Raw genomic sequence first — 17,948 nt, 5'->3', positions numbered from 1 at the left:
TAGGCGATGGCGACAAGACTTCAAATTCTCGGGAGGACACCAATGAATGACGCGCCCCGCATCCGGCCGGACAGGAACGTCGAACTCGGCGCCAGCAACGAGCCGTTCCAGAATCTACACGAGTTCATCCGGAAGGCGCGCGCCAATCTCAACCAGAATGCCTGGGACTACATCGTCGGCGCTGCCGAGACCGAGACCACGATGCGCCGCAACCGCATGGCGCTGGACGAGATCGCCTTCCGCCCGCGCGTGCTGCGCGACGTTCGCAAGGTCGACGGCTCCGTCGAGCAGCTCGGCCGCAGGATGCGGCTGCCGGTGGTGCTCGCCCCCGTCGGTGCCCTGGAGATCTTCGATCCCGATGGCGCGGCAAGCGTCGCGCGCGCCGCCGGCACCTTCGGTGCGGCGCACATGTTGAGCTCGGTGTCCGAGCCGGGGCTCGAGAAGACCGCCGAGGCCGCGCCCGACGCGCTGCGGCTCTATCAGCTCTATGTCCGCGGCGACGATGCCTTCGTCGCCGATGTCGTCAGCCGGAGCGAGAAGAACGGCTATGCCGCGTTCTGCCTGACTGTCGACACCGCCCATTACAGCCGTCGCGAACGTGACATCGCCAAGCGCTACGTTCGCGAAAGCCGCCTGCGCGCGACCGGCGGCGATTTCCAGAAGGGTCTGGAATGGCGGACGGTGAAGATGATCAAGGACAAGTTCAGGATCCCACTGATCCTGAAGGGAATCGCCACCGCCGAGGACGCTCAGATCGCGATCGATCACGGTGTCGAGTGGATCTACGTCTCCAACCATGGCGGCCGTCAGCTCGATCACGGCCGCGGCGCCATGCATGTGCTGCCTGAAATCGTCGAGGCGGTGAAGGGCCGCGCCAAGATCATGGTCGATGGCGGCTTCTGCCGCGGCACCGACATCGTCAAGGCGATCGCGGCCGGCGCCGACATCGTCGGCATCGGCCGGCTGCAATGCTGGGCGCTGGCGGCGGCCGGCGAAGCCGGCGTGATGCGAATGCTGGAATTGCTGGAGGACGAAGTGCTGCGCTGCCTCGGCCTCTTGGGTGCCACCTCGTTCGCCGAAATCGACAAATCCTGCCTGCATCAGGCGACCGCAACGAATGCGCCGAGCGTGTTCAGCGCGTTCCCGCTGTTCGACCACGAGCCCTACCGATACTGAAATGTGAAAGAACACGATGACCTCACTCTCCCCCGGCAGCGCCGATGCGCTCCTGTTCGATCTCGGCCGCGTGGTGCTCGATATCGATTTCTCCAAGGCGATCGCCTGCTGGGCGGGGCATGCCGGCTGCCAGCCCGAGGCCATCGTCGCGCGCTATGTGCGTGACGAGGCCTACCGGCTGCACGAGGTCGGCAAGATCGGCGACGAGGATTATTTCCAATCGCTGCGTTCATCGCTCGGGATCGGCATTTCCGACGCGCAGTTTCTGGAGGGATGGAACGCGATCTTCGCCGGCGAGATGCCTGAGATCGCCGAGCTCTTGCCGCGCGCGGCGAAGCAGATGCCGCTCTATGCCTTCTCCAACACCAATCGGCCGCATGTCGACTATTTTTCGAAGGAATATGCCGGCGTGCTCGGGCATTTCCGCGAGCTCTATCTGTCGTCCAGCATCGGCCTGCGCAAACCGGATGCGGAGGCGTTCGATCATGTCGTGGCGGCGATCGGCGTGCCAGCCAGCCGAATCGTCTTCTTCGACGACCTGGCCGAGAACGTCGAGGGGGCGCGAGCGCGTGGACTGACGGCGGTGCATGTCACCTCGCCCGGTGATGTCGGCAACGCCTTGCTAGCGTTGGGAATTTGACCACCGATGCCGAACAGGATCGGGGTCGGGTTTCGGGCACCCAAATCCGCTCGGGTATGGAACCAATTCACTTTGTACATTTTTGTACAGAGTTCCGGGAACGGAATACCTCCCTCCGGACTCTATGAGTCCGTTGGGACGTCTACATCGGACTTATTCTCGTGCTGGGCAAAGCCTACCTCACAAAGCAAGCCTCCTTGCTGCTCGAATTCGCCAAGACAACTTCGGATTCGCGCCTCTCCGCCAAGCTGATCAGCAAGGCCGCCGACCTAAAGTCGCAGGCCGATCCGCTGCCGGACAAGGATCAAAGCCCCAAAGCTCCGGACGTGACATCCAGCGTCAGTTCGGGCGAACAGACGCAGAGTTGATCCGATGCCGGCCGTGGCGCTCATCCTTCTCGTCCTCGCCATGGCTATCCTCGTACCGGTCTGTCTCGCCTTCCGGATCATGCCGTGACCGGTCTGAGCACGATTCTTCATGACGGAGATCACGCAGGATAAATCATCCTGTCGGCGCCTTTGCCTCGCGCCTGCACTCGGCTAGAACTTTCGCCGCCCATTGCCGATATGCTCAGCAGGAGTTTCCGCCCTTGGCCCTGATGCCGGTTTCTGACGCGCTTGCCGCGGTGCTGGCGGGTGCGGAGCCGCTGCCTGAAGCGATGGTTTCCCTCAACGAGGCCTATCATCGCGTGCTCGCACGCGATGTCCCGGCGCTGCGCACACAGCCGCCGGAAGCAATGTCGGCGATGGACGGCTACGCGGTGCGCGCGAGCGATGCAACAAAGCTCGATAGTACGCTCACCTTGATTGGCGAAGTGGCGGCGGGTCGTCCGTTCGCGGGAACGCTGGGCCCCGGCGAAGCCGTGCGGATCTTCACCGGCGGCGTCATTCCCAACGGTGCCGACGCGGTCGTGATCCAGGAGGACACGGTTGCGGACGGCAAGCGCATCACGATCAAGGAAGCCGCGATTGCCGGCCGCCACATCCGCCCCGCGGGCGTCGACTTCTCCGAAGGAGACGTGCTCCTGCGCAAGGGAACCCGTCTCACCGAGCGCGATCTCGCGCTCGCCGCCGCCATGAATCATCCGCAGCTTGCCGTCTGCCGCCGTCCGAAGGTCGCGATCCTCGCCACCGGCGACGAGCTGGTCATGCCGGGAACCACACCCGCTCACGGCCAGGTCGTCTATTCCAACGGCTATGCCCTGCACGCGCTCGCCCGCAGCGAGGGGGCCGATACCATCGACCTCGGCATTGCCGCCGATACGCTGGAGGCCACCACTGCCGGCATCCGCCGCGCCCGCGAGAGCGGCGCCGAGATCCTGGTCACGAGCGGCGGCGCGTCGGTCGGCGACCATGATCTGGTCCAGCAGGCGTTGAGGGACGAAGGCATCGCGATGGCGTTCTGGAAGATCGCGATGCGCCCGGGCAAGCCGATGATGCATGGGCGGCTCGGCGCGATGCGCGTGATCGGCCTGCCGGGCAATCCTGTGTCATCCTACGTGTGCGCCTTCCTGTTCCTGGTGCCGCTGATTCGCGCCTTGTCGGGACGATCCATGATTCATCACCGACAAGAACGCGCCGTGCTCGGCCGCGATGTGGATGCAAACGATATGCGCGCGGACTATCTGCGCGCACATCTGGAGACGCGCGACGATGGCACGTTGGTGGCCCTTCCCGTCAATCACCAGGATTCCTCGCTGCTTGCGAATCTCGCTGCAGCACAGGCACTTCTCGTCCGCGCACCGTTCGCTCCGAAGGCAGAAGCCGGCTCGCCTTGCGAGGTCCTGCGCCTGCCCGTCTGAACGCATCCACCACACGCGTTCCGCGAACTTTGTCCCGTTCACGGTAAATTAAGCAGTTGCGGAACACATATCGAACATATAGTGTCCGTTCATGATTTGTTTCGAGCATGTAGCGGTTCACCGCTCCAATTTAGCGTCTCGGAATCGAACGACATCAACCGGGGGACTTTGGTCGAGATGTTAACGCGCAAACAATACGAGCTTCTGCGGTTCATCAGCGAACGTCTGAAGGAAAGTGGCGTGCCGCCCTCCTTCGACGAGATGAAGGATGCGCTCGACCTGCGCTCGAAATCGGGCATCCATCGCCTGATCACCGCGCTCGAGGAGCGCGGCTTCATCCGCCGCCTGCCCAACCGCGCCCGCGCCATCGAGGTGATCAAGCTGCCCGAGCTCCAGGCCGCCGCCGGCAGCCGCCGCGGCTTCACGCCGAGCGTCATCGAGGGCAATCTCGGCAAGGTGCGCGCGAGCTCCAGTTCTTCCGCGGACGAAGGCGAGCGTCCCGTTGCGGTGCCCGTGATGGGTCGCATCGCGGCCGGCACGCCGATCGAAGCGTTGCAGACCCGCAGTCACACCATTAGCGTGCCGCCCGACATGCTCGGCTCGGGCGAACACTACGCACTCGAAGTGCGCGGCGATTCGATGGTCGAAGCCGGCATTCTCGATGGCGACATGGCGCTGATCCAGCGTAACGAGAGCGCCGATACCGGCGACATCGTGGTGGCCCTGATCGACGACGAGGAAGCGACGCTCAAGCGCTTTCGTCGCCGGGGGGCGTCGATCGCGCTCGAGCCCGCCAATGCCGCCTACGAGGTGCGCATCCTGCCGCCGAACCGGGTGAAGATTCAGGGCAAGCTGATCGGGCTGTACCGCAAGTACTGAGACGGGCCAGCGGTCATTCGATACCAATGATTCCGATTGGAGCGGACGATGGTCCGCTCCAGCTGGATAGTCTTTTGGTCTTGCGCAGATTATCCGGCCCCTCTCTCCGGCGCTCCATCCTCGGCATGCGGCTCCAAGCACGCATCGCTTGTGAAGAGATCGTGCGCAGGATCGCTTTAAGCGCCTTCGCAGCGTGCTGATCGCTTGCATCGGCCGCGCAAGCATTCGCAACTCAATTGCAGCACCATGCACGCAATCTGCGCACGTAGGGAGCGAGCTATTCCGCAACGCCTAAACTCCCATCAACCGACAGCCACGGCGAAGCTGGCCACATTCCCCCTCTCGGCGCCCGCAGGCCACGGGCGCTCGCATCCGCCGAATGCACTGAAGCGAGCTTTGTTCCTATGACTTCGGGAAAGATAATGTGATCGTGTCCGGCAACGCCAGCCGCAGATTTGCCCACAACCGAGCAGAGCGTTACGTGCTTCCACTCTGATAGAGGCTTGCGCCTCCGAAGGAGGCGCGGGTTGCTATCTTCGAATGAGGAGCACCCGATGTGTGACTACAGCCTGCATGCCGTTGCATCTCGCCCCGCCGAAGTCGGCGAGACGATCGTGTCGACAACGTTCCGCGGCACCTCAACGCGCGGCTTTGCTTCCGCGGCCGATCCGACCGTGGCCGTCTGCCTGCTGCCGGGAACGGAGCTCGCCTTCGCCGACAACGTCCGTTACGATAATCGCTGGATCTGGACGCGCACCATCAACTCCCGCGTCGGCAAGTTCGGCAAGATCGATCCGCACATACCCGACCGCCATCATGACGCGATCGAATTCCCCGACGGCAAATACGTGCTGGTGACGCAGCTCGTCGAAGGCCAGCGCGCAACCGTGCTGCAATTGCCGGTGACGCAGCCGGTCAGCGAGCGCGAGCACAAGCCGCAGATCGTTGCCGATAGCCGGTCGACGATCACGCGCCTGCCGATTGGCTGAGCCGTCCCCGCCCGCGGGGTCGGGCCAGGATTGAAATGCCATCGCCGGCCGAGGCCGGCGAGATGGTATAATTTGTGTGCTGCGGAGTCCGGTCGGACCCGGACCTACTCTTCGCATTTGTTTTTAATCGTCCGGCCCCTAATCGTCGACCTGCAAGTCGGTCTCCGCCGGCGTTGCATCCCGGTTGCGGGCCGCGGCCGTCCTCGGCACAAGGCTCCCATCGAAATCACCCTCGCCGGCGCCGGCCGGCAACCAGGGACGGCTTGTGCCTCTTGCTCTCACCGCCTGTATCGCAAAGCCGTCACCACGCTGCGTCAACGCCAGCGCGCCCTGGCTGGTGAGACGCTGCCGGTCGACCACCATCGCCGCGCAATCGGGCGGCGCGGGGCGCGTCGTGACCACCAGCGCGGCGCGACTGCAATCCTCAGCCAGCGCATCGATGCGCAGTGAAAGCGCGACCAGCCGACCGTCGGCAAGCGGCGTCACACAGCCGGACTCGTCGCACGACACGCCGTCAGCCAGCGAGCTACTCCCGGCATCGCGCGGATCGGCGTCGGCAGCTAACCACTCTTTGAGCAGAAAGCCATCCTTGCTCGCCCGGATCACATGCAACTGCCCGTCCCTGCCCCGCACCGCGACGCTGGCGCCGTCCCCGGCAATCAGGATGTCGGGCTGCCGCACCGACAGGCCCCACGCGATGGCGGCCAGCAGCACCAAGGCGCCAGACCAGCGCAAGGGCGTGCGCAACAGGCCCATCAAGATGATCCCGAGGCTTGCCGCGATCAGCGGCGCGGTGCCGAAGGCAGGGATCCGGCCGACTGCACCCGGCAGTGCCGCCACCCAGCGCGACACCGCGACCATCCAGTCGATGCCGATCCCCATCAGCCACCAGAACACGCTGTCAAGCCCAAAGGGAGCCGCGAGCAGTCCCAACAGGCCAGCCGGCATCACCAGTGCCGAGACCACCGGCATCGCGCCGAGATTGGCGAGCACGCCGAACGGGGTGACGCGATGGAAGTGGAAGGCGGCATAGGGCGTGGTCGCAAGTCCTGCGATCAGCGAGGCCAGGAATAGCATCGCGATCTCGCGGCCGCCCCACAGCGCGATACGGGCCGTCGCGGAATGATCGGGCGAGGCAAACAGGTTCGGCATGCCGATCTGCACCAGCGCCACGAGCCCGAGCGTTGCGGCGAAGGACATTTGAAAGCTCGGATGCACCAGCGCTTCCGGCGCGACCGCGAGCACGATCAGTGCCGCCACGGCCAGCGTGCGGAAGGTGATAGCGCGGCGATCGACCATGACCGCGATCAGCACCACCGCCGTCATGAAGAACGAGCGTTGCGTGGCGACCTCCGCGCCTGACAGCAGCAGGTAGAACGCAGCCGCCACCAGCGCGGCGGCCGCTGACCATTTCTTGATGGCAAATCCCGCCGCCAGCCCCGGGATCAAGGCCAGCAGGGCGCGCACCGCGAAAAACACGACACCGGCGACGACCGCCATGTGATAGCCGGAGATCGACAGCACATGGCCAAGCCCCGAGATGAACATGGCGTCGTTGACGGGCGTGGTGATGGCATCGCGCCGTCCGGTGAGCAGCGCGGTCGCGATCGCACGGTTGTCGCCCTCGAGCGTCGCACGGATGCGTGCGTCGATCGCATCACGCAAGCCCTGCGTGAAGGCTGCGTAGCGCAGCCGCAAGCCGCCGGTCTCCTGCGGGGCTGCCACCGTAATCGCGCCCATTGCAAAACCGGAGGCGCCGATGCCTTGAAAGAACATGTCGCGGGAGAAATCGTAGCTACCCGGGCGCACGGGAGAGATCGGCGGCATCAAGCGCGCCTTCAGCTGCACGAAACTGCCGACCTGCGGTGCCATCCCCTTGCACACCGAGAGGCGGACGCGCTCGAGCCTGACGTCGCTGCGCTGCGCCTCCATGGCGGTGACGCGCAGCACGAAGCGATCCGTGCGCTCGCGGATGTCGCGGGTCTCGACGTAGCCCGACAGCGATACCGAATAGAGTGGCTTGGCCAGCACCGTATGGGCGATGCGCGCGGTCTTCCAGGTCGCCATGGCAAAGCCAGCCGCGACAGCCGCGATCATGATCGCGGGCGCGAACAGCCGACTCCGCCGCAGCAGGACGGCGCCGAGCATGAGCGCGATGGCCGACGCGGCAACGACCCACAGCACCGGCTCGTGATCGGCAGCGAAATAGAGCGCGATGCCGCCGCCGAAGGCGACCGGCACCCAGGGCAACAGCCGACCGGCGCCGGCCTCGGCACGCGCCCATTCGCGCGCCGTCTCGACGATCGCGGGCCAGGCGCCAAAGCCCGCCGGCGCAAAGCCGCCAGCGGGCGCGGCGCGGCCAACCGGCCACGTTCCGGCAACTCCCTGGGAGCGCACTGGCCGGCCAGGCTCCGCCATTCCCTGCACCTTACGATACGCGATAGGTGCAGAGGCTACCGGAACGTGCGGCTGTGCGAATAGCGGTACGGATCAGGAACGAACTTGGACGTCCCCTACTTTTCCTCTTCCATGGTCACGGCGACCGAGGCCTTGGCCGAGAGGCGGACCTTGTTGCCTTCGACGTCGGCAACGAGACCCTTATCGATGAAATGATGGTGGCCCTTGTGGCGGCCCTCGCCGCTGTCCTTCTTGGTCAGCTTGATGCGGTTGCCCTCAACGCGATCGACGGTGCCGATATGGACGCCATCGGCGCCGATGATTTCCATATGTTCTGCGATGTTCTGCATGGATGGACCCTCGTTTGGATTCACCCCAACGTCAGAGGCGCGCGTTCGTTTCCCACGCGAAAATGACGATGCCGTGTGCCGCCCGCTCGTCAGATCAGCGGTTCCTTCGACGAGGCATGGTGGTTGACGATCTTCCACGCGCCGTCCTCGCGGATGATGACCCAGCTCACCTTGACGACGAGATCAGGACGCTCGCCGGCGAGGTCGAACGAGACGGTTGCCGCCATGTTGATCATGTCAGGACCTGCCTGCGCGGCATGCACCTCGGAAAACGTCGCACTCGGCTTGCGCCATCGCGGCAGGCCGTTGAAATAGTCCGCAACGCCGTCCCTGCCCCGATAGAGTTTCGGGTTGGAGCCGAAGAAGAATGCGTTGCTCGCATAGAGCGAGGACAGCGCGGCGGCGTCGAGCGTCGCGAAGCCGGCGCACCATTTCGCGATGATGGCGGAAACGATGGCGTCGGTTTCGTTGCTCATGGGTGCCTCAACCTTTCGCGACTTCCTTTGCAAACGTGTCGCGCAGACCGATGGTGCGCGAAAACACCGGCTTGCCCGGCGTCGAGTCCTTGTCGCGCACGAAATAGCCCTGGCGCTCGAACTGCATCGGCTCGGGCGAATTGCTCTCCGCGACCGATGCCTCGATCCGCGCATCGGACAAGATCTCCAGCGACTGCGGGTTGAGATCGGCCGCGAAATTCGAGGCGTCCGGGCTCGGATTGGAGAACAGCTGGTTGTAGATGCGGATTTCAGCAGGCTTCGACGTCGCTGCCGGCAGCCAGTGCATCGTCGCCTTGACCTTGCGGCCATCGGGCGCGTTGCCGCCCTTGGTCGCGGGATCGTAGGTGCAGCGCAGCTCCACCACCTCGCCTGCGTCGTTCTTGATCACGCCGGTGCACTTGACGAAATAGGCATAGCGCAGCCGCACCTCGTTGCCTGGCGACAGGCGGAAGAATTTCTTCGGCGGGTTCTCCATGAAGTCGTCGCGCTCGATATAGAGCTCGCGGCCGAAGCTGATCTTGCGCGTGCCGGCGCTGGGGTCATCCGGGTGGTTGATCGCCTCGAGCTCCTCGACCTGCCCCTCCGGATAGTTCTCGATCACCACTTTCAGCGGCTTCAGCACCGCCATGCGGCGCTGCGCCGTGCGGTTTAGTTCCTCGCGGATGCAGAACTCGAGCATGCCGACGTCAACCACGCTGTTGGCCTTGGCGACGCCGATGCGCCTGACGAATTCGCGCAGCGCGGCCGGCGGCACGCCGCGGCGGCGCATCCCCGCGATGGTCGGCATGCGCGGATCGTCCCAGCCCGCGACATGGCCGTCGCGAACGAGCTGGGTCAGCACGCGCTTCGACAGCAGCGTGTAAGTCAGGTTCAGCCGCGCGAACTCGTACTGGTGCGGCTTCGAGGGCACCGGCAGCTTCTCGATGAACCAGTCATAGAGCGGGCGGTGGTCCTCGAACTCCAGCGTGCAGATCGAGTGCGTGATGCCCTCGATCGCATCCGACTGGCCGTGGGCATAATCGTAGCTCGGATAAATGCTCCATTTGGTGCCGGTGCGCGGATGATGCGCATGCAGGATGCGATACAGCACGGGGTCGCGCAGATTGATGTTGCCCGCGGCCATGTCGATCTTGGCCCGCAGCACGCGCGCCCCGTTCGGGAATTCGCCGGCCTTCATGCGGCGGAACAGCTCGAGATTCTCCTCCACCGTGCGCTCGCGGAACGGCGAGTTCCTGCCGGGCTCGGTCAGCGTGCCGCGCGTGAGGCGGATCTCCTCCTGGGTCTGGTCGTCGACATAGGCGAGACCGTCGCGGATCAGCTGCTCCGCCCATTCATAGAGGCGATCGAAATAGTCGGAGGCGAAGAACAGGTTCTTGCCCCAGTCGAAACCGAGCCAGCGCACGTCGGCCTGGATGGAGTCGATATATTCCTGTTCTTCCTTGATCGGATTGGTGTCGTCGAAGCGCAAATGGCAGCGGCCTGGAAACTCCTGCGCGATGCCGAAATTGAGTGCGATCGACTTGGCGTGGCCGATATGCAGATAGCCGTTCGGCTCCGGCGGGAACCGGGTCACGATCTCCTTGTACTTGCCCTGATCGAGATCGGCCTGGATGATGTCACGAATGAAATCGCGCCCAACCTCAGTCGCCACCGGTTCTGTCATTACGAAAATCCTGTAGGGAAATCAGCGGTTCTTCTGCCAAATTCGTGTGGCCGCGCCAAGGCCCACGAGGTCCGCCGACGGGCTTTAGTTATGTCCCGTTCCTGCTATACACCACCGCTTCCCATGCATAGGCCCTGCCAAGAATGACCGATTCCGTCGTCACGCGCTTCGCTCCCTCGCCGACCGGCTTCCTCCATATCGGAGGCGCCCGCACGGCGCTGTTCAACTGGCTCTATGCGAAGAAGCACGGCGGCAAGATGCTGCTGCGGATCGAGGACACGGACCGCGAGCGCTCCACCGAGGCCGCCATCGCTGCCATACTCGATGGACTCAAATGGCTTGAGCTCGGCTGGGACGGCGAGGTCATCTACCAGTTCGCCCGCGCCGCCCGCCACCGCGAGGTCGCCGAGCAGCTGCTCGCCGACGGCAAAGCCTATCGCTGCTACGCCACGGCCGAAGAACTCGCCGCCATGCGCGAGAAGGCGCGCGCAGAGGGCCGTACCCGCCTCTATGACGGCCTATGGCGCGACCGCGACCCGGCGACCGCCCCGACCGATGTGAAGCCCACCATTCGCCTGCGCGCGCCGCAGACCGGCGAGACCGTGATCGAGGACCAGGTCCAGGGCCGCGTGGTCTGGCAGAACGAGAACCTCGACGACCTCGTGCTTCTGCGCGGCGATGGCAATCCGACCTACATGCTCGCAGTGGTCGTGGATGATCACGACATGGGCGTCACCCATGTCATTCGCGGCGACGACCATCTGATCAACGCCGCCCGCCAGAAGCAGATCTACGATGCGATGGGCTGGACGCTGCCGAGCATGTCCCACATCCCCCTGATCCACGGCCCGGACGGCTCGAAGCTGTCGAAGCGCCACGGCGCGCTCGGCGTCGATGCTTATCGCGCCATGGGCTACCTCCCGGCGGCGCTGCGTAACTACCTCGTCCGGCTCGGCTGGAGCCATGGCGACCAGGAGATCTTCTCGACCGAGGAGATGATCGCAGCGTTCGACCTCGCCGGCGTCGGCCGCGCCGCCGCCCGCTTCGATTTCGCCAAGCTGGAAAACCTCAACGGCCATTACATCCGTCATGCCGACGATCAATCACTCGTGAAGATGTTCGAAGATGTGCTCGATCACGTCGTGCCCAGCCGCGACGAGATCAAGGCCAAGTTAAACGACAACACGCGGGCGCAGCTCCTGAAGGCCATGCCGGCCCTGAAGGAGCGCGCCAAGACGCTGATCGAGCTGATCGATGGCGCCTACTTCATCTTTGCCGACCGCCCGTTGCAGCTCGATGCCAAGGCGCAGGCGCTGCTGACAGCCGAGAACCGCAAGCTGATCGGCCAGCTTCATTCCGCGCTGGAGAAAGTCGAGACATGGAGCGGCGCCAGCACGGAAGCTGCGCTGCGCAGTTTTGCCGAGGAAAATAGTCTCAAGCTCGGCGCGGTCGCCCAGCCCTTGCGGGCCGCACTGACGGGGCGGACCACCTCGCCTGGTATTTTTGAGGTTTTGGAGGTCCTTGGACGCCAGGAAAGCCTGGGCCGGCTTAAAGATCAGTCTACGACGTAAGTCGACCATGCGTGCGGTGATCTTGCAGCGCACACAGCAATAATATACCCATCTCCCCGTACATTCTGGAACATCCGGCCTGCCCCCCAACGATCTCCTTTGGGGCTCCGGCTCCGGCCCGTTTCACCACACATCGGGGACCTACGATGGACGCAAAACCAAGCAATAAGACCGCCACGCTGACGGTCGGAAACAAGAATTACGATCTTCCGATCCTCAGCGGCAGCGTCGGGCCTGATGTCATCGATATCGGTAAGCTCTACGGCCAGTCCGGCCTGTTCACGTATGACCCGGGCTTCACCTCGACGGCGAGTTGCCAGTCTAAGATTACCTATATCGACGGTGACGCGGGCGTGCTGGAATACCGCGGCTACCCGATCGAGCAGCTTGCCGAGCACGGCGACTTCCTGGAGACCTGCTACCTCCTGCTCTACGGGGACCTGCCCACCGCCGCGCAGAAGAAGGATTTCGACCACCGCGTGACGCATCACACAATGGTGCACGAGCAGATGGCTCGCTTCTTCCAGGGCTTCCGCCGCGACGCCCACCCGATGGCGATCATGGTGGCGGCCGTCGGCGCGCTCGCCGCGTTCTATCACGATAGCACCGACATCAACGATCCGAAGCAGCGCATGATCGCTTCCATGCGCATGATCGCGAAGATCCCGACGCTGGCGGCAATGGCCTACAAGTACACGGTCGGCCAGCCCTTCATCTATCCGAAGAACTCGCTCGGCTTCGCCGAGAACTTCCTGAACATGTGCTTCGCGGTGCCCTGCGAGGACTACAAGGTGAGCCCGGTTCTCGCCGACGCGCTGGAGAAGATCTTCATCCTGCACGCCGACCACGAGCAGAACGCCTCGACTTCCACGGTGCGCATCGCCGGCTCCTCCGGCGCCAACCCGTTCGCCTGCATCGCGGCGGGCATCGCCTGCCTCTGGGGCCCGGCGCATGGCGGCGCCAACGAAGCCGCGCTCAACATGCTCTACGATATCGGCACGGTCGATAAGATCCCCGAGTTCATCGCCAAGGTGAAGGACAAGAACTCTGAAGTCCGCCTGATGGGCTTCGGGCACCGCGTCTACAAGAACTACGATCCGCGCGCCAAGATCATGCAGAAGATGTGTCACGCCGTGCTCAAGGAGACCGGCCATGGCGAGGATCCGATGCTGAAGGTGGCAATGGAGCTCGAGAAGATCGCGCTCAGCGACCAGTACTTCATCGAACGCAAGCTCTATCCGAACGTCGATTTCTATTCGGGCATCACGCTGAAGGCGATGGGCTTCCCGGTCTCGATGTTCACCGTGCTGTTCGCGGTCGCCCGCACCGTCGGCTGGATCAGCCAGTGGAGCGAGATGATCGAGGACCCGCATCAGAAGATCGGTCGTCCGCGCCAGCTCTACACCGGCGTCGCCAAGCGCGACTACGTGCCGATCGCCAACCGCCAATAAGTTCGAACCATCACGGCTTTCGAAACGGCGCCATCTCACAATGGCGCCGTTTTTGTTCGGCCATCCACGATGGCGCGCCCATCACTGAGCGCACCATCGGCAGCGAGGTTTCCCACCGGTACAAACTTGCTGCCTCGCACAACAACAAGTCGGCGCATCGGAGCGGTAATCGCTTGACAGCCGAAACGCTCCGCGCGCAAATTCTTACACTAAGTAAGAATGACGACTGGGATGGAAATGCCGGAGCAGCCGAGAAGTCGGCGGCAGACGCGCGCTGCCATTTTGACTCACTTGCTGCAGTCGGGCGGCTCGTTTCGGCCGCCGCTGGCGAAGGCGGTGCGCCTGTCCGAGGCGAGCCTGTCGCGCATCCTGCTCGACCTCAAGGCCGAACGCCTGATCGAGGAAGTGCGGCGCCCTGCCCCTTACGTCGGCGGCCCGACGGGCCTCGTGTCCCTCGACGGCTCGGTGGCGCTCGCAGCTGTTGAGCTGACCGCCCAATGGCTCAGCGTCGGCGTCGGCGGTCTCTCCGGCGAGCTGCATTACACCGAGCGCCTGCCGTTGCCGAAAGCGCCGACGGTCGAGACGGTCGGCCGCGTGTTCCGCGAAGCGATGACATTGCTGCGCGACTGGACGCGCCGCCGCCACATCACACTGTCACAGATCGGCGTCTCCATTCCGGGCCTTGGCCGCTTGACCATATCCGGCAATCCGATCATCCCCTGCGACGTCGGGCGCATCAGCGGCATGATCGGCGAGATGTTTGCCGGCGTGCCGCTGGAATTCACCAATTCCGTGGTGGCGCACGCCACCTTTCACCGCTGCCGCACGCAGAACTATCCATTCAGCGGCACGCATCTGTTCGTCTTTGTCAGCCATGGCGTTGCCGGCGCGTGGATGGATGACCCGACTGAAGCCGATGCACTCCAGCCGGTCGAACTGGGCCACATGGTATTTGGACCGGACGGACCGCGCTGCCGCTGCGGCCATCTCGGCTGTGTCGAGGCCTATACTTCGCTCGCCGCCTTGGCCGAGCTCCTCGACATCTCCGACGCCGAATTGCTCCAGCCCGGCAGCCAATGGGTGCACACGATCCCGCGCTCGGGGCGGGTGCGCCAGGAGTTGCGGCGGCGGCTGTTCCGGCTTGGCCTTGCGATCGGCAACACGCTGAACGTGAAGCCATGCGATGGCGTCGCCATCAGCGGCTGGCCATCGCTTCTCTCCGACGACGATCGCAATGCCGTGGTCGAGGGGATCGACGCCTGCCTGCTGGGCGGCCGGACATTGGCGCAAGTGTCCATCGCTTTCGTGCCACCCTCGACCGGCAACGATCCGCAGGCTGCCCTCGCTTTCGCCGCCTTTTGCCTGGCCAGCCGCGGCGGCATGCCCGCCACATCGAGGGAGGCCGCCTGACATGCGCCAAGTCGTTCGGCCTCAACGCGCAAAGCACCTAAAACGGAGGAACTTGCCATGCCGATCACAACAACAAGGCGTCGTCTGCTCGCTGGATCTGCCGCCGCGCTCGCGCTGCCGGCCTTTGCCCGCGCGCAAGGCGCGGTCAAGCCGCGCCTGACCGCGATCTCGCAATGGTCCGCAGGCAGCGATGGGCGGCTATCACCGCGCTCGGCAAGAAATTCGAGGAGAAAGGCGGGGTTTGGCAGCACTCGCCAGTCCCCGGGTTCACCACCGAGATGATGAACAAGCTACGCGCTCAGATCATGGCCGGCGATCCACCGGCCTGTTCGCAGCTCAAGGGCCCGGAGATTGCGGCCTGGTCGAAGATTGCTCCAACCGTCAATCTCGACGACCTTGTTGCGGCCGTCGGCTACGAAAAGGTTGTCGCTCCTGATCTTGCACGACTGCACAAGCCGGGCGGCAAATGGATTGCACTGCCGCTGCAGATCTACAGCACCAACATGCTGTTTCTCTCCAAGCGCGCGATGGACAAGGCCAAGGCCGGCAAGATCCCCGTCACATGGACCGACTTCAACGACCTTGCCGAAAAAATGAAAGCGGGCGGCGTCACTTATCCCATCGCTAACGGTGGTACCCGCCCCGACGATGGCCAGAAATTCGAGGCCGCTCTCGCCGGCATCAGTCCCGCCTCCTACCGCGCAGCCATCATGAATCTTGACGAGAAGGCATTGAAGGGGCCCGAGGTAGGCGCTGCCTTCGCACAGGTGCGCAAGATCGCCGACTGGATGGATCCCAACGTCGGTGCTCAACACTTTTCGACCAACCTGAAGCGCTTCGTCGACGGCGACATGGGCATGATGATCATGGGCGGGTGGGCACAGGGCGTGTTGCGCAACGCCGGTTTCAAGTTCGACGACTTCATCATCGCCCCTGGCCCGAGCGACAATACCAAGCCGGTCTTTCTGTTGAATGCCGATGCGTTCATATTCTGGCAGCGCAAGGAGCCCGACCTCCAAGCCGGCCAGACGCTGATGGCCCAGCTCGTCATGGATCCAGCGATCCAGACGATGTATTCGCAGATTACGGGATCGATACCCGTGCGCACCGATGTCGATCTTTCCGGTGAAGGCTGGTCGGATGGTCAACGGCGGACCGCAGCAGCTCTGAAAGATGCTATCGCCAGCAATCAGGCGGTCCTGAGCCTCGCGCACAATATGGCGCAGGAGAACGGTATGACCGCTGCGATGATCGACGTGATCACCGAATATGTGAAGAACAAGACGATCAAGCCGGAGCAGGCGGTCACCCGCCTCGCCGAGGCCGTCGAGGGCGCGCGTTGATCGATACCGTCTCCATAGCAACGCGGCCCGTCCGGCCGGCGATTGCGGGCGCGCTGCGCCGGCTGCCTGAATATCTGATGATCTGGGTGCCGCTGCTGCTGTCCGCTCTGCACCTCGTGTCGTTCTCGCTGTGGACGATCTGGATTTCATTCACGCCATCCACTCTGGTCCCGGTCTCGGGCTGGGTGGGTTTGCGCAACTACACGGCGGTCGCGGCATCGCGGAATTGGCAGATCGCCTTCGATAATCTCCTACTGTTCGGCAGCGCTTTCGTGCTGCTGAGCGTGGTGACCGGGCTTGTCCTTGCGATCCTGCTCGACCAGCGCATTCGCGGCGAGAACCTGCTGAGATCCATCTTCCTCTACCCCCTTGCGGTGTCGTTCGTGGTGACGGGCACGGTCTGGAGCTGGTTGCTCAGTCCTGGCATCGGGATCCAGAAACTGGTGCACGATCTCGGCTGGACCTCCTTCAAGTTCGATTGGCTGATTGACCGCGACATGGCCATCTGGACCATTGTCATCGCCGCGATCTGGCAATCCTCCGGCTTTGCCATGGCGCTCTTTCTTGCCGGCCTCAGATCTGTCGACGCCGACATCATCAAGGCCGCGCAGATCGACGGTGCCGGTCCGATCCGAATCTACCGGCGCGTCATTTTGCCGACGCTGTGGCCGATCACCATCACCGTGATCGTCGTGCAGCTGCAGTTTGCGATTTCGGCCTTCGACCTCGTCCGCGCGCTCACCAACGGCGGACCGGGAATCGCGACCCAGCTGCCGGCCCTTGTCGTCTACGACCTGATGTTCCAGCGCAGCCTGCTCGGCCGGGGGGCGGCGGCGGCGGTGCTGATGTTGCTCATTCTTCTCGCGGTCCTGCTGCCCTATGCAGCGTGGCGTTATGTCCAGCGGCGGCGTGCTATTCATGCGTGACAGAACCTTCGCACCAAGTCGGATATCGATCTATCTCATCGTATTGCTGATCGCGGCGGCATGGCTCACGCCGTTGGTCGTTGTCGTGCTGAACTCGCTCCGCACCAATGAGGAAATCGCGCAGGCCTCGATGATCGGCTGGCCGAAACACTGGGCTTGGAGCAATTACGCCACTGCCTGGAGCGGATTCTGCGTGGCCGAGACCTGCGCCGGCATCAGGCCGTACATGCTGAACTCGGCACTCATCACGATTCCGGCGACGATTTTCTCGACCATGCTCGGTGCGATCGCCGGCTACGCCGTGTCGCTCTGGCGTTTTCGCGGAGATACCTGGATCTACGGCATCGTGACCCTCGGCCTCTTCCTTCCCCAGCAGATGCGATTGCTTCCCTGGACAATCGTGCTGCGGGACATCGGTCTCATCAACACGCTGACGGGCCTCGTGCTGATTCACACGATCCAGGGGCTGTCCTTCACCACGTTGTTCTGCCGAAACTACTATGCCGCCGTGCCCCATGAATTGATCAGGGCCGCGCGCATCGACGGGGCCGGGTTCTTTCGCATTTTCTGGCGCATCATTCTGCCGCTCTCGGCTCCCATCCTGATCGTCACCGTGATCTGGCAGTTCACGCACATCTGGAACGAGTTTCTCTATGGCGTGACGTTCACAAGCGGCCAACAGCAGCCGGTCACGGCCGCTCTCATCGCGCTGTCTGCTGCTGTGGCAGATATCCCGCAGCACGGCGTGCAGAGCGCGGCGGTGATCATCGCAGCCCTGCCCACTTTGTTGATCTATCTCTTCGGCGGCAGGTACTTCGTGCGCGGCCTTACCGCCGGCGCAGTGAAATGATGGAT

15 protein-coding genes and 1 pseudogene are annotated in these 17,948 nt (G+C 63.8%); 12 read left to right on the top strand and 4 right to left on the bottom strand.

The genetic code is table 11. The annotated features are described in order from the left end of the window. Positions 1 to 42: 42 nt before the first annotated feature. From IVA91_RS30650 to IVA91_RS30625, 6 genes are all read left to right on the top strand, one after another. Complete coding sequence (locus tag IVA91_RS30650; protein WP_247275962.1) at positions 43 to 1,176, top strand: alpha-hydroxy acid oxidase; 1,134 nt, start codon at positions 43 to 45, stop codon at positions 1,174 to 1,176. Positions 1,177 to 1,192: 16 nt separating this feature from the next. Continuing rightward, positions 1,193 to 1,816 carry an HAD-IA family hydrolase gene (locus IVA91_RS30645; protein ID WP_247275961.1) on the top strand — a complete coding sequence of 208 codons (624 nt, stop codon included), beginning with the start codon at positions 1,193 to 1,195 and terminating at the stop codon, positions 1,814 to 1,816. A 161-nt stretch (positions 1,817 to 1,977) separates the two neighbouring features. After that, the gene (locus IVA91_RS30640; RefSeq protein WP_247275960.1) at positions 1,978 to 2,184 is read left to right on the top strand and encodes a hypothetical protein; all 207 of its coding nucleotides are present in this window, start codon (positions 1,978 to 1,980) and stop codon (positions 2,182 to 2,184) included. 221 nt (positions 2,185 to 2,405) lie between these two features. Beyond that, on the top strand, positions 2,406 to 3,617 hold the full coding sequence (gene glp / locus IVA91_RS30635; protein WP_247460010.1) for a gephyrin-like molybdotransferase Glp: 1,212 nt from the start codon (positions 2,406 to 2,408) through the stop codon (positions 3,615 to 3,617). A gap of 177 nt (positions 3,618 to 3,794) precedes the next feature. Continuing rightward, positions 3,795 to 4,496 carry a transcriptional repressor LexA gene (lexA, locus tag IVA91_RS30630; RefSeq protein WP_247275958.1) on the top strand — a complete coding sequence of 234 codons (702 nt, stop codon included), beginning with the start codon at positions 3,795 to 3,797 and terminating at the stop codon, positions 4,494 to 4,496. Between the two features lie 554 nt (positions 4,497 to 5,050). Further along, positions 5,051 to 5,485 (top strand): hypothetical protein, encoded by a 435-nt coding sequence (locus IVA91_RS30625; RefSeq protein ID WP_247275957.1) that lies wholly within the window; start codon positions 5,051 to 5,053, stop codon positions 5,483 to 5,485. Between the two features lie 138 nt (positions 5,486 to 5,623). On the opposite strand, the gene IVA91_RS30620 is transcribed toward IVA91_RS30625, so the two are convergent. From IVA91_RS30620 to IVA91_RS30605, 4 genes are all read right to left on the bottom strand, one after another. Continuing rightward, the gene (locus tag IVA91_RS30620) at positions 5,624 to 7,903 is read right to left on the bottom strand and encodes a ComEC/Rec2 family competence protein (protein ID WP_247460008.1); all 2,280 of its coding nucleotides are present in this window, start codon (positions 7,901 to 7,903) and stop codon (positions 5,624 to 5,626) included. 95 nt (positions 7,904 to 7,998) lie between these two features. Further along, positions 7,999 to 8,232, bottom strand: a complete 234-nt coding sequence (locus IVA91_RS30615; protein WP_247275955.1) for a DUF2171 domain-containing protein — start codon at positions 8,230 to 8,232, stop codon at positions 7,999 to 8,001. A gap of 89 nt (positions 8,233 to 8,321) precedes the next feature. After that, a complete protein-coding gene (locus IVA91_RS30610; RefSeq protein ID WP_247275954.1) occupies positions 8,322 to 8,708 on the bottom strand; it encodes an SgcJ/EcaC family oxidoreductase in 387 nt (128 codons plus the stop codon). 7 nt (positions 8,709 to 8,715) lie between these two features. After that, positions 8,716 to 10,392, bottom strand: a complete 1,677-nt coding sequence (locus IVA91_RS30605) for a glutamine--tRNA ligase/YqeY domain fusion protein (protein WP_247460006.1) — start codon at positions 10,390 to 10,392, stop codon at positions 8,716 to 8,718. A 143-nt stretch (positions 10,393 to 10,535) separates the two neighbouring features. Between IVA91_RS30605 and gltX the strand changes: the two genes are divergently transcribed. From gltX to IVA91_RS30575, 6 genes and pseudogenes are all read left to right on the top strand, one after another. Beyond that, a complete protein-coding gene (gene gltX / locus IVA91_RS30600; protein ID WP_247275952.1) occupies positions 10,536 to 11,963 on the top strand; it encodes a glutamate--tRNA ligase in 1,428 nt (475 codons plus the stop codon). A gap of 146 nt (positions 11,964 to 12,109) precedes the next feature. Continuing rightward, on the top strand, positions 12,110 to 13,414 hold the full coding sequence (gene gltA, locus IVA91_RS30595; RefSeq protein ID WP_247275951.1) for a citrate synthase: 1,305 nt from the start codon (positions 12,110 to 12,112) through the stop codon (positions 13,412 to 13,414). Positions 13,415 to 13,645: 231 nt separating this feature from the next. Further along, on the top strand, positions 13,646 to 14,824 hold the full coding sequence (locus IVA91_RS30590; protein WP_247460004.1) for an ROK family transcriptional regulator: 1,179 nt from the start codon (positions 13,646 to 13,648) through the stop codon (positions 14,822 to 14,824). Between the two features lie 57 nt (positions 14,825 to 14,881). Then, positions 14,882 to 16,167, top strand: a pseudogene (locus IVA91_RS30585) (ABC transporter substrate-binding protein). Beyond that, the gene (locus IVA91_RS30580) at positions 16,164 to 17,093 is read left to right on the top strand and encodes a sugar ABC transporter permease (protein WP_247275948.1); all 930 of its coding nucleotides are present in this window, start codon (positions 16,164 to 16,166) and stop codon (positions 17,091 to 17,093) included. Before IVA91_RS30585 ends, IVA91_RS30580 begins: the two are co-directional and overlap by 4 nt. Next, positions 17,086 to 17,943 (top strand): carbohydrate ABC transporter permease, encoded by an 858-nt coding sequence (locus IVA91_RS30575; protein ID WP_247460000.1) that lies wholly within the window; start codon positions 17,086 to 17,088, stop codon positions 17,941 to 17,943. The genes IVA91_RS30580 and IVA91_RS30575 overlap by 8 nt, the downstream gene beginning before the upstream one ends. The last annotated feature ends 5 nt before the right edge of the window (positions 17,944 to 17,948 follow it).

The sequence above is a fragment of the Bradyrhizobium sp. 153 genome (assembly GCF_023073835.1).
GTDB lineage: Bacteria > Pseudomonadota > Alphaproteobacteria > Rhizobiales > Xanthobacteraceae > Bradyrhizobium.
Note: the sequence above shows the minus strand (reverse complement) of the source record. Positions and strands in the feature narration are given on the sequence as shown.

Bases quoted from the DNA above. Each gene is read 5' to 3' on its own strand.
- gltA (WP_247275951.1), top strand. From the start codon at position 12,110: ATGGACGCAAAACCAAGCAATAAGACCGCCACGCTGACGGTCGGAAAC.
- IVA91_RS30650 (WP_247275962.1), top strand. From the start codon at position 43: ATGAATGACGCGCCCCGCATCCGGCCGGACAGGAACGTCGAACTCGGC.
- lexA (WP_247275958.1), top strand. From the start codon at position 3,795: ATGTTAACGCGCAAACAATACGAGCTTCTGCGGTTCATCAGCGAACGT.
- IVA91_RS30645 (WP_247275961.1), top strand. From the start codon at position 1,193: ATGACCTCACTCTCCCCCGGCAGCGCCGATGCGCTCCTGTTCGATCTC.
- IVA91_RS30610 (WP_247275954.1), bottom strand. From the start codon at position 8,708: ATGAGCAACGAAACCGACGCCATCGTTTCCGCCATCATCGCGAAATGG.
- IVA91_RS30625 (WP_247275957.1), top strand. From the start codon at position 5,051: ATGTGTGACTACAGCCTGCATGCCGTTGCATCTCGCCCCGCCGAAGTC.
- IVA91_RS30605 (WP_247460006.1), bottom strand. From the start codon at position 10,392: ATGACAGAACCGGTGGCGACTGAGGTTGGGCGCGATTTCATTCGTGAC.
- IVA91_RS30615 (WP_247275955.1), bottom strand. From the start codon at position 8,232: ATGCAGAACATCGCAGAACATATGGAAATCATCGGCGCCGATGGCGTC.
- IVA91_RS30590 (WP_247460004.1), top strand. From the start codon at position 13,646: ATGGAAATGCCGGAGCAGCCGAGAAGTCGGCGGCAGACGCGCGCTGCC.
- IVA91_RS30575 (WP_247460000.1), top strand. From the start codon at position 17,086: ATGCGTGACAGAACCTTCGCACCAAGTCGGATATCGATCTATCTCATC.
- IVA91_RS30620 (WP_247460008.1), bottom strand. From the start codon at position 7,903: ATGGCGGAGCCTGGCCGGCCAGTGCGCTCCCAGGGAGTTGCCGGAACG.
- gltX (WP_247275952.1), top strand. From the start codon at position 10,536: ATGACCGATTCCGTCGTCACGCGCTTCGCTCCCTCGCCGACCGGCTTC.